The 11,062-nt window shown below is 39.9% G+C and carries 10 protein-coding genes and 1 rRNA gene (1 of these 11 cut by a window edge); 5 read left to right on the top strand and 6 right to left on the bottom strand.

From position 1 onward, the window contains the following. Window positions 1-1,185 (bottom strand): 16S ribosomal RNA (locus tag ACNR9Q_RS09350) (it extends 340 nt beyond the left edge of the window). Between the two features lie 733 nt (window positions 1,186-1,918). Between ACNR9Q_RS09350 and thrS the strand changes: the two genes are divergently transcribed. The 4 genes from thrS to rplT all read left to right on the top strand — a co-directional run bounded on the left by thrS (window position 1,919) and on the right by rplT (window position 5,216). Then, a complete protein-coding gene (gene thrS / locus ACNR9Q_RS09345; RefSeq protein ID WP_419210953.1) occupies window positions 1,919-3,865 on the top strand; it encodes a threonine--tRNA ligase in 1,947 nt (648 codons plus the stop codon). Between the two features lie 23 nt (window positions 3,866-3,888). Then, a complete protein-coding gene (gene infC / locus ACNR9Q_RS09340) occupies window positions 3,889-4,446 on the top strand; it encodes a translation initiation factor IF-3 (RefSeq protein ID WP_419214264.1) in 558 nt (185 codons plus the stop codon). Window positions 4,447-4,544: 98 nt separating this feature from the next. Next, complete coding sequence (gene rpmI, locus ACNR9Q_RS09335) at window positions 4,545-4,742, top strand: 50S ribosomal protein L35 (protein ID WP_419210952.1); 198 nt, start codon at window positions 4,545-4,547, stop codon at window positions 4,740-4,742. Between the two features lie 129 nt (window positions 4,743-4,871). Further along, window positions 4,872-5,216: a 50S ribosomal protein L20 gene (gene rplT, locus ACNR9Q_RS09330; RefSeq protein WP_419210951.1), complete on the top strand. Its 345-nt coding sequence runs from the start codon at window positions 4,872-4,874 to the stop codon at window positions 5,214-5,216. A gap of 35 nt (window positions 5,217-5,251) precedes the next feature. On the opposite strand, the gene ACNR9Q_RS09325 is transcribed toward rplT, so the two are convergent. Next, window positions 5,252-5,491 carry an EF-hand domain-containing protein gene (locus tag ACNR9Q_RS09325; RefSeq protein WP_419210950.1) on the bottom strand — a complete coding sequence of 80 codons (240 nt, stop codon included), beginning with the start codon at window positions 5,489-5,491 and terminating at the stop codon, window positions 5,252-5,254. A gap of 78 nt (window positions 5,492-5,569) precedes the next feature. Continuing rightward, window positions 5,570-5,992 carry a secondary thiamine-phosphate synthase enzyme YjbQ gene (locus tag ACNR9Q_RS09320; RefSeq protein WP_419210949.1) on the bottom strand — a complete coding sequence of 141 codons (423 nt, stop codon included), beginning with the start codon at window positions 5,990-5,992 and terminating at the stop codon, window positions 5,570-5,572. Window positions 5,993-6,082: 90 nt separating this feature from the next. Here ACNR9Q_RS09320 and ACNR9Q_RS09315 point away from each other — a divergent pair, with 90 nt between their 5' ends. Then, on the top strand, window positions 6,083-6,889 hold the full coding sequence (locus tag ACNR9Q_RS09315) for an HAD family hydrolase (protein WP_419210948.1): 807 nt from the start codon (window positions 6,083-6,085) through the stop codon (window positions 6,887-6,889). 56 nt (window positions 6,890-6,945) lie between these two features. On the opposite strand, the gene ACNR9Q_RS09310 is transcribed toward ACNR9Q_RS09315, so the two are convergent. The 3 genes from ACNR9Q_RS09310 to ACNR9Q_RS09300 form a co-directional block, all read right to left on the bottom strand. After that, entirely contained in the window at window positions 6,946-8,211 is a 1,266-nt protein-coding gene (locus tag ACNR9Q_RS09310) for an asparagine synthetase B (RefSeq protein ID WP_419210947.1), read from the bottom strand. Window positions 8,212-8,382: 171 nt separating this feature from the next. Then, entirely contained in the window at window positions 8,383-9,933 is a 1,551-nt protein-coding gene (gene dnaB, locus ACNR9Q_RS09305) for a replicative DNA helicase (protein WP_419210946.1), read from the bottom strand. Between the two features lie 165 nt (window positions 9,934-10,098). Next, complete coding sequence (locus tag ACNR9Q_RS09300; RefSeq protein ID WP_419210945.1) at window positions 10,099-11,052, bottom strand: acetyl-CoA carboxylase carboxyltransferase subunit alpha; 954 nt, start codon at window positions 11,050-11,052, stop codon at window positions 10,099-10,101. Window positions 11,053-11,062 lie beyond the last annotated feature (10 nt).

The following is an 11,062-nucleotide window of genomic DNA, read 5'->3' as shown; positions in this document are numbered from 1 at the left end:
CGTCATCCCCACCTTCCTCACGGTTTGCACCGGCAGTCCCGTTAGAGTCCCCATCATGACATGCTGGCAACTAACGGTAGGGGTTGCGCTCGTTATAGGACTTAACCTGACACCTCACGGCACGAGCTGACGACAACCATGCAGCACCTTGCAAATTGCCCGAAGGAAAAGGTATCTCTACCCCTGTCAAAATGCATTTAAGCCCTGGTAAGGTTCCTCGCGTATCATCGAATTAAACCACATGCTCCACCGCTTGTGCGGGCCCCCGTCAATTCCTTTGAGTTTCATTCTTGCGAACGTACTCCCCAGGTGGGATACTTATCACTTTCGCTTGGCCGCCCAGGTCTCAAGGACCCGGACAGCTAGTATCCATCGTTTACGGCGTGGACTACCAGGGTATCTAATCCTGTTCGCTCCCCACGCTTTCGTCCATCAGCGTCAGTATATGGTTAGTCACCTGCCTTCGCAATCGGTGTTCTATGTAATATCTATGCATTTCACCGCTACACTACATATTCCGGCAACTTCACCATAACTCAAGACCAGCAGTATCAAAGGCAATTCTATAGTTGAGCTACAGACTTTCACCCCTGACTTACCGGCCCGCCTACGGACCCTTTAAACCCAATAATTCCGGATAACGCTCGGACCCTCCGTATTACCGCGGCTGCTGGCACGGAGTTAGCCGGTCCTTATTCTTACGGTACCGTCAGTAAGCTACACGTAGCTCTTTTTCTTCCCGTATAAAAGCAGTTTACTACCCATAGGGCATTCTTCCTGCACGCGGCATGGCTGGATCAGAGTCTCCTCCATTGTCCAATATTCCTCACTGCTGCCTCCCGTAGGAGTCTGGTCCGTGTCTCAGTACCAGTGTGGGGGATCCCCCTCTCAGGGCCCCTACCCATCGTAGTCTTGGTAAGCCGTTACCTTACCAACAAACTAATGGGACGCATGGCCATCTTCTACCGCCCGGAGGCTTTAACCATATCATGATGCCATGATGTGGTACCACGGGGCATTAATCCAAGTTTCCCTGGGCTATTCCCCTGTAGAAGGTAGGTTCCATACGCGGTGCGCACCCGTGCGCCGGTCGTCAGCGGAGCAAGCTCCCTGTTACCCCTCGACTTGCATGTGTTAGGCCTGCCGCTAGCGTTCATCCTGAGCCAGGATCAAACTCTTCATCGTTGTTTTGTAAATATTCGTCCCAACGAAGCTTCGTTCCTCCCGGCCCCGACTCTCGATTCAATTCCTTCCATACATCCTTCTTTCGAAGGACGTACATATAGTATTGTTATGTTTCCTTAATTCTTGTTCCTCTCGAACAGGTCCTCACCTGTTCTCGATTCTTATCTCCACAATATTTCAATGAACTTCCACAAAAAAGGACCTTCATCTTCCGACTCCCGGACCTCTTTTCGCTTGGGCGTTTGCCTAAGCGGCTGCAAATATACAACTGTTTTTCAACCCGACAACTTTTTTCAAGAAAAAAAATAAATCTTTTTTTTTCGCCGAGAATCACAACATCTATATGAACATTTCCCCCAACGATTCTCTGTTACTCTTTCCTCGTTAACGGGCTGCAAATGTACAACCGTTTTCCGTTCCCACAAGACTTTTTTGCAACTTTTTTCCAGATAATTCCGAGAAGGGATACAACCCTCTCAATTTTAGCTTTTTAAGCTTCCTGAAAAAATAAGCGGCCTTGAATTTAATAAATATTTCAATACGAACATATATATTAAAGAAGGAAAAACAGTCGAAAGAATCAACATTATATCCCAAAACAGAATATATAAAGGAAACAGCAAGTCACTTTAAGCCCTAATCATATAAGTATATCCCCAAAACATACTCCTATATTCTATTGCGGACATAAATACAACATAGTATCTTTGCGGTCTGATAAGATTTAAACAATATGATCAATATAACATTGCCTGACGGATCGGTCAAGGAATTTAAGAAAGGAACGACACCTATTGAGGTCGCCAAAAGTATTAGCGAGGGTCTAGCCCGAAATGTTATTTCCGCAAAATTCAACAAAACTACAGTTGAAACGGTTACTCCTTTAGAAACAGACGGCAGTTTGGTACTTTATACATGGAACGATAAAGAAGGTAAAACCGCCTTTTGGCATTCTACTTCGCACATTGTCGCTCAAGCCTTAGAGGAGCTTTACCCTGGTGTTAAGCTTACCATTGGCCCTGCAATAGATAATGGATTCTATTATGACGTTGAACTTCCAGAAGGTTCTATCTCTGAAAAGGACTTTCCAGAAATTGAAAAAAAGGCTTTGGAGATAGCTAGAGGCAAGCACGATTATAAAATGAGGGACGTAACCAAAGCCGATGCCCTAAAATTCTATAAAGACCAAGGCAATGAATATAAGGTAGAACTTATTGAAAATTTGGAGGACGGAACCATTACCTTTTGTGACCACGATACCTTTACCGACCTATGCCGCGGTGGACACATTCCCAACACGGGAATCGTTAAGGCCATTAAAGTACTAAGCGTTGCAGGTGCATACTGGCGTGGAAATGAAAATAATCCTCAGCTTACACGCGTATATGGAATATCATTCCCAAAACAAAAAGACCTTACCGAGTATCTTGAACTTTTGGAAGAAGCGAAAAAACGCGACCATAGAAAATTGGGCAAGGAATTGGAACTTTTTACTTTTTCGAAAAAAGTCGGACAAGGTTTACCGCTATGGCTACCTAAAGGTGCAGCGCTACGTGAACGTTTGGAGCAATTTTTAAAAAAAGCACAAAAGAAAGCAGGCTATGAGATGGTCGTAACCCCTCATATTGGCCAGAAAGAACTATATGTTACTTCAGGACATTATGAAAAGTATGGAGCGGATAGCTTTCAACCCATTCGCACGCCTAAGGAAGATGAAGAGTTTCTTCTAAAACCCATGAACTGCCCTCATCACTGTGAGATTTATAATGCAAAGCCATTTAGTTATAAAGAACTTCCAAAGCGATTTGCTGAATTTGGAACCGTATATAGATACGAACAAAGTGGCGAACTCCACGGATTAACCAGAGTACGTGGTTTTACTCAAGATGATGCGCATATTTTCTGTACCCCTGAGCAATTAGACCAAGAATTCAAAGATGTTATCGACCTTTCCTTATATGTATTGGGTTCTTTAGGCTTTGAAAATTTTACGGCCCAAGTTTCCGTGCGTGACTTAGACAATCCAGATAAATATATAGGTTCTGTTGAAAATTGGGAAAAAGCGGAACAAGCCATTATTAATGCGGCGAAGGAAAAAGGATTGGATTATGTAATAGAAAGTGGAGAAGCTGCTTTTTATGGACCAAAGCTAGACTTCATGGTAAAGGATGCGCTAGGCAGACAATGGCAACTGGGAACTATACAGGTCGACTATAACCTACCGGAGCGTTTTGACCTTACCTATAAAGGTAGCGACAACGAAATGCACAGACCAGTGATGATTCACCGCGCACCCTTTGGGAGTATGGAGCGTTTTATCGCTTTATTATTGGAACACACGGGCGGTAATTTCCCATTATGGCTAACCCCCGAGCAAGCCATTATTCTTCCTGTAAGCGAGAAACATGAAAAATATGCCGAAAAAGTTTTAAAATCCCTAGAAAATAACGAAATTCGCGCCCTTATCGACAGTAGAAACGAGACCGTTGGTAAAAAAATACGTGAGGCAGAGATGAATAAAATCCCATTTATGCTGATCGTTGGGGAAAGCGACGAAGCTGCCAGCACCATATCCGTTCGTAGACATGGAGGTGAAGATTTGGGAGCAATAAGCGTTACAACGTTTACAGACTTGGTTAACAAAGAAATAAATAGTACCTTAAAGTCGTTCAAAGAATAAAGTTTAATTTAAATTATTAAGTCATAGCAATACGTAAAAGATTTAGACCACAACCTAGAAGGGAAAATAAGAATCCCCATAATATCAATGAAAAGATAACAGCCCCCAAAGTTAGGTTGGTAGGTGACAATGTTGAAATAGGTGTATATCCTTTTCCTCAGGCTCTTGAAAAAGCAGAAGAATTAGGTTTGGATTTGGTGGAAATTTCTCCAAAAGCAGACCCTCCTGTTTGTAAAATAATGGAGTATAAAAAGTTTTTATACGAGCAAAAGAAAAGGGACAAGGCGATGAAAGCGAAAGCTTCCAAAGTCGTGGTAAAAGAAATAAGATTTGGTCCACAAACCGATGACCATGATTATGATTTCAAAAAGAAACATGCTGAAAAATTTCTTTCGGAAGGAGCAAAATTAAAAGCCTATGTTTTCTTTAAAGGTCGATCAATAGTTTACAAAGACCAAGGAGAAATTTTATTATTGAAATTAGCTTCTGAATTAGAGGAACTTGGTAAAGTGGAACAAATGCCCAAATTGGAAGGTAAACGTATGACCATGTTCATTGCACCTAAGTCCAAAGGAAAATAACTACCGATTACAATCGGAAAAAGCATACTGAACACTGTCCGCCATTGGTGGACAGTTTCAGCATAAACAAGTGAGATTAATATATAAACTAGGAGAAAATGCCTAAACAAAAAACAAAATCCAGTGCCAAAAAGCGTTTTAAGCTTACAGGTACAGGTAAAATTAAAAGAAAGCACGCCTTTAAAAGCCACATTCTTACGAAGAAGTCTAAAAAGCGTAAGCTTGCTTTAACTCATGACACGTTGGTTCACCAACATGACATTAATAGTATTAAAGAACAGTTACGCTTAAATTAACCATCTTTAAAAGGTAAAATTATTAACCATGGAGTTAGGCCAACACTTCGACTGCGCTCAATGTGACAGTTAGAAGTTAAAAAACAAAGCGTCGATTATCGACCGCCTACTACAAAAAATCAGAAAAAAATGCCAAGATCAGTAAATGCAGTAGCTTCGAGAGCCAGAAGAAAAAAGGTGATGAAGCAAGCGAAAGGTTTCTTCGGAAGACGTAAAAACGTTTGGACAGTAGCCAAAAACGCGGTTGAAAAAGCAATGTTATATGCTTACAGAGACCGTAGAAACAAGAAAAGAACTTTTCGTTCTTTGTGGATTACCCGTATTAATGCAGGTGCCAGACAACACGGAATGTCCTATTCTCAATTTATGGGTAAAGTAAAAGCTGAAAATATAGAACTGAACAGAAAAGTTCTTGCAGATTTAGCGATGAACCATCCAGATGCCTTTAAGGCGATTGTAGACCAGGTAAAATAAATTAATAACGATCTCACTTTCGAAAAATCCGATTCTTACGAATCGGATTTTTTGATTTTAGCTACGTCCGCTTTAAATTCTTTCCCATCAAGACGTTCATCACCATCCTTGCCATAACGATCTGTGAGCTTAGATGAAACCCCACCTCTCGTAAATCCACTGATCTCAGCTTTCTTTAATAATTTAACGATTTCCGATTTGATCAATTTCTGATTATGGTCCGCATCGAAAAAATTAAACGCCTTTTGTGGACTATCAAAATGATCGGTAATCAAAATCTGGATCTTATTTAAGATTGATTCTTCTGTGGTCGTACTTTATAATTTTACTTCATACTTAATTTATAGGGTACTTCAAAGGCCCCACACGGTCAAAACCAAGTTTCTTCCAGAGGCATAGTTTCTATGTTCGCACAGATAAATTCCTTGCCAAATTCCCATATTTAACTTTCCACTCGTTATAGGTATTTGAACAGAAGCCCCCATTAAAGAAGCTTTAATATGAGCCGGCATATCGTCAGAACCCTCGTAATCATGTTTATAATATGGTGCATTTTCTGGCACAACAATATTCATGTGAGACTCAAAGTCTTTCCTCACGGTGGGGTCCGCATTCTCGTTTATGGTTAAACTCGCAGAAGTATGTTTTATGAATACCTGTAAAAAACCTTGTTCCACTTCTTTAATTTCTGGTATACTTCTTAGTATTTGATCTGTAATTATATGAAATCCCCTTCTATAAGATGGTAGGGTAATTTCTCTCTGAAATATCTTCATAGGCCATTGATTCTTAAATAAAGGTAAAACTTTAGTGTTTACCCCGATAATTAAAGTCATTCGAATACCTTTGCAGATTGAAAACAGCCTATGGATTTATCTAAAATAAAAATGGTAGTGAGTGATATGGACGGAACGTTATTAAATTCTGACCATCAAGTAAGTGATCATTTTTTCAATCTTTTTGAAGAACTCAAAAAAAAGAACATACAATTTGTAGCCGCGAGTGGTAGACAGTACAATAGCATTATTGACAAATTAAAACCTATTAAAGATGATATAATCGTAATCGCTGAAAATGGTGGTTATGTAATGCGAAAGAATACCGAGCTGCTTTCTACTCCCCTAAGCAAAAAGCACCAAAAAGATGTATTAGGCATTCTTAACACCGTCGAAGATCTTTACCCCGTATTATGCGGTAAACAAAATGCGTATATCAATGGAAAATCTGAAGCCTTTGTAGCGAAACTAAGAGAGTACTACACTGAATTTGAGATTTTAGATGAGTTGGAAAATCACACAGGAGAGATTCTGAAAATTGCCATCTATCATTTTGAAAGTTCTGAAGCTCATATTTATCCAAAAGTAAAGCACTTGGAAAACGAATTGAAGGTAAAAGTGTCTGGAGAAAATTGGTTGGATATCTCAAGCCCCAATGCACATAAAGGCTATGCGCTGCAAAAATTAATGGACCTTTATAATATCGCTTCTGACGAAATCATGGTATTTGGAGATTACAATAACGATTTGGAAATGTTGGCCCTTGCCGATGTAAGTGTGGCCATGGCCAATGCCCATTCAAATGTTAAGGCTATTTCCAATTTTGAAACTACTAGTAATGACGACCTTGGGGTTGAGCGATTTCTTGAGAAGCTAGTTTCGGGCCAAACGAACTAATTTCGACTAAAATAAAATTTATCTTGGTACTGAATTGAAGGAATACAGATATTTGTTTAAGTCTTCTGTTTCTTTTTACGCGCTGCTGGAAACAATACATTATTCAAAATTAAGCGATAACCAGGTGATGTTGGATGAAGCTCCAATTCAGTTTTTGGGTCCCCTACCCTATGCTGATAATCCTCTGGGTCGTGACCTCCATAAAAGGTAAAAAATCCTTTTCCTTTAATACCGTGAATATAGCGTGCTTCACCGTTGATCTTGTTCTCTCCTAAAACCAAAACTGTGGGCTTTATCTCCGATCTGGTAAAGGCTGTAGTTTGCCCCATAAACCCCTTTACCAAAGAGGTGTGGTTCTGACATAACATGGTGGGCACAGCATCCCATTTTGCTGAAAAATCCATTAGCGTAAAATAATCTGATTCTTTAGGAACATTTCCTCTTTTGTTGGTCATGTCTATGGACGAAAATTCATATTTTAAGGGGCTACGTTCCAGAATAAAATCAGTAAACGCAAAGGTTTTCCCATAATCTAGACTAGCCTGGTAATTAGGATCGGATGCGTCTCCATCGAACATAGGCTCTACAATATCCAATCCATCAGCGGCCAAGGCTATATCAAAACTATCGGTAGCGGAGCACATGGCGAACATGAATCCACCACCAATCACATAATTTCTAATCTTTTGCGCTACCGCTCCTTTTTCTTTCGATACCTTATCATACCCCAATTTCTTAGCCAATTTCTCGGCACTTTTCTTACCTTCTATGTACCACGGTGTAGCCCGATATGCCCCATAAAACTTACCGTATTGACCTGTAAAATCTTCATGATGTAAATGCAGCCAGTCATATAAGGCCAGTTTATCACCAAGCACTTCTTCATCATAAATTGTGGTATAGGGTATTTCTGCATAGGTCAACGCCATAGTTACGGCATCATCCCAAGGTTGATTATCTTTTGGGGAATACACGGCGATTCGTGGTGCTTTTTCTAAGATTACGGCATCTTGGTTTTTTGACGGACTACTTATCTCATCTAAAATTGCATTCGCTTGACCATCAGAAAGAACTTCAAAATCCACGCCCCTTATTTGGCATTCCTTTCGAATGCTTTCCCCGTCGGGCAATAAAAAAGAACCGCCCCTATAATTGAGCAACCATTGTACCTTTTGTTGTTTCGACAATACCCAATAGGTAATACCATAGGCTTTTAAATGGTTTTTTTGCGTATCGGCATCCATTGGTATCAATATGGATGAAGCAAAAATCTGCACAGAAAATAAAAAGAAAAGAACTGTTGTTATTGTTTTAGACATCATTGATATTTCAAAGCATAAACCAAAGATATAGGAAAAACACAACTAGCTTATCTAAGGTACCGTTAAACCTGTTGTAAAGTAAATAACGAAATTAATACGCTGCAATTGCCAAAAGACATAAAAAAGTCTCCATGTGGAGACTTTTATAAAAATTATTTTTTTTATACTTTTTTAAAAAGGAACATCGTTATCCTCGTCGAAATCAGGAGTATTGTTCATACTACTTCCAAAAGCATCATCTGCACTAGGCAAATTTTTAGTTATGAATGGATTTTCCTCGTTGGCATTCATTTTGGATTGAAACTCAAAAGGAGAATCAAAATCGTCAAGATTATCAAACTTACCTTGGTTACCGATAAACTTCAAACGAATGTTCTCTAGACCACCATTTCTATGTTTCGCCACAATAAATTCAGCTTGGCCTTGTGTTGGAGTCCGCTCTTCATCATCCCATTCCTCTATCTTATAATATTCTGGTCTATAAATGAACGATACAATATCCGCATCCTGCTCAATGGCTCCAGATTCCCTCAAATCCGATAGAATTGGTCGTTTGCTACCTCCACGTGTTTCAACGGCACGAGACAACTGTGACAATGCAATTACCGGTACGTTCAATTCTTTAGCCAAGGCTTTTAAGTTTCTAGAAATCGTAGAAATTTCCTGCTCCCTGTTCCCTCCTTTTTGACTTCCTCCCGCTGTCATCAACTGCAAATAATCGATCATGATCATTTTTATACCGTGTTGTGACGCCAACCTTCTCGCCTTTGCCCGAAGGTCGAAGATGGATAATGATGGTGTATCATCTATAAATAAAGGAGCTTTCTCCAAAGATTTCACCTTTACGTTCAATTGTTCCCACTCGTGTTTTTCCAATTTACCCGTTCGTAATTTCTCGGAGGACAATCCTGTTTCCGATGAAATTAATCTGGTTATCAACTGCACAGAAGACATCTCCAATGAAAAGAAGGCAACAGGTATATTGGAATTTACCGCCATGTTTCTTGCCATTGACAAGGTCAATGCCGTTTTACCCATACCCGGACGAGCCGCCACAATAATTAAATCACTGGGTTGCCAACCCGATGTTAATTTGTCCAACTTATCAAATCCGGAAGGAATACCACTCATTCCCTCTTTTCCGGCAATCTCTTCAATTCTCTTTTTTGCCTGAATGACCAAATCCTGAGCGGTTTCTGCAGAACGTTTTAAGTTTCCTTGGGTAACATCGTAAAGCTTGGCTTCAGCAGCATCCAGTAAATCAAAAACATCGGTGCCTTCATCATATGCTTCCTCAATGATTTCACTTGAAATCTTAATCAGGCTTCGCTGAATGAATTTTTGAAGTATGATACGTGCATGAAACTCGATATGAGCTGAGGACGCCACTTTCTGAGTCAATTTTATGAGGTAAAAATCGCCCCCACTTGCCTCTAATTTACCCGATTTCTTCAACTGTGATGAAACGGTTAATAAATCCACAGGTTGTGACTCCTCGAACAAAATAAAAATAGCTTCGTAGATAAAACGATGGGCATCCTTATAAAAAACGTCTGGATGTAAAATATCGATTACCTCATCGACCCCCTTTTTATCTATCATCATCGCACCCAACACAACCTCCTCTAAATCAACAGCTTGCGGTGGTATCTTTCCTCTTTCAAGGCTAATAATAGTAGATTTGTCTATCTTTCGACCAACAAAAGGTTTCGTGTTCTCCATAGTGCGAAAATATACAATTAACTTTTAGTTAACCTCAAACAACTCCGTTGTGATGTTCACAGTGCACCAAAATTACTTGTTAATAAATTACTTTTTTATGTTGATAACATAAAAAAACCGAGGAATAAAATCCTCGGTATATTTTGAAGTTGCCTAAAATGCAGATTAGCCGTTGAAAACACCCATCTGGGCATATTTTTCCATACGTTGGTTTACCAATTCTTTTGGTGATAACTTTTGTAATTGCTCATAATGGGAGGCAATTTTATTTTTTACGATTTCAAAGGTTTTTTCTCTATTGGAATGTGCCCCGCCCGCTGGTTCGCGAACAATCTCATCTATTAATTTTAGCTTTTTCATATCGGTGGCCGTAAGTTTAAGGGCTTCCGCCGCACGCTCTTTATACTCCCAACTTCTCCAAAGAATCGACGAACAGGATTCTGGTGAAATAACAGAGTACCAGGTATTTTCTAACATGAGTACCTTATCGCCTACGCCTATACCCAAAGCACCCCCAGAAGCACCTTCTCCTATAATAACTACAATAATGGGAACTTTTAGTCGGGTCATCTCCAGGATGTTTCTTGCAATTGCCTCTCCTTGTCCGCGTTCTTCCGCCTCAATACCAGGATAGGCACCAGGAGTGTCAATTAAACAAACCACAGGAACTTGGAATTTCTCTGCAGATTTCATCAATCGCAAGGCCTTTCTATAGCCTTCTGGATTGGCCATTCCAAAATTACGATACTGCCGGGTCTTTGTATTATATCCTTTTTGCTGACCGATGAACATATAACTCTGATCACCAATTTTTCCTAGACCACCAAGCATGGCCTTATCGTCTTTTACGTTACGATCCCCATGTAACTCGAGAAATGTCCCACCACAGATCGCATTTATATAATCTAAGGTATATGGTCTATTCGGATGTCGGGAAAGTTGGACCCGTTGCCAAGCCGTAAGGTTTTTATAGATTTCCTTTCTGGTATCGTCAAGCTTTTTTTCAATCTGTTTACACGTTTCGGTAACATCAACATCGCTTTCCTCACCAATAATCGTGCACTTGTCCAATTGCTCTTCCAGTTCCTTTATTGGAAGTTCAAAATCCAAATATTCCATATTTCAATAA

The organism is Maribacter sp. X9 (genome assembly GCF_048537565.1).
Classification (GTDB): domain Bacteria; phylum Bacteroidota; class Bacteroidia; order Flavobacteriales; family Flavobacteriaceae; genus Maribacter.
This window is presented reverse-complemented; position numbering and strand designations above follow the sequence as displayed.

What these genes read in the sequence shown, in the direction of transcription:
- thrS (WP_419210953.1), top strand. Translation starts at nt 1,919, where the DNA reads ATGATCAATATAACATTGCCTGACGGATCGGTCAAGGAATTTAAGAAA.
- rpmI (WP_419210952.1), top strand. Translation starts at nt 4,545, where the DNA reads ATGCCTAAACAAAAAACAAAATCCAGTGCCAAAAAGCGTTTTAAGCTT.
- rplT (WP_419210951.1), top strand. Translation starts at nt 4,872, where the DNA reads ATGCCAAGATCAGTAAATGCAGTAGCTTCGAGAGCCAGAAGAAAAAAG.
- ACNR9Q_RS09320 (WP_419210949.1), bottom strand. Translation starts at nt 5,992, where the DNA reads ATGAAGATATTTCAGAGAGAAATTACCCTACCATCTTATAGAAGGGGA.
- ACNR9Q_RS09315 (WP_419210948.1), top strand. Translation starts at nt 6,083, where the DNA reads ATGGATTTATCTAAAATAAAAATGGTAGTGAGTGATATGGACGGAACG.
- ACNR9Q_RS09310 (WP_419210947.1), bottom strand. Translation starts at nt 8,211, where the DNA reads ATGATGTCTAAAACAATAACAACAGTTCTTTTCTTTTTATTTTCTGTG.
- dnaB (WP_419210946.1), bottom strand. Translation starts at nt 9,933, where the DNA reads ATGGAGAACACGAAACCTTTTGTTGGTCGAAAGATAGACAAATCTACT.
- ACNR9Q_RS09300 (WP_419210945.1), bottom strand. Translation starts at nt 11,052, where the DNA reads ATGGAATATTTGGATTTTGAACTTCCAATAAAGGAACTGGAAGAGCAA.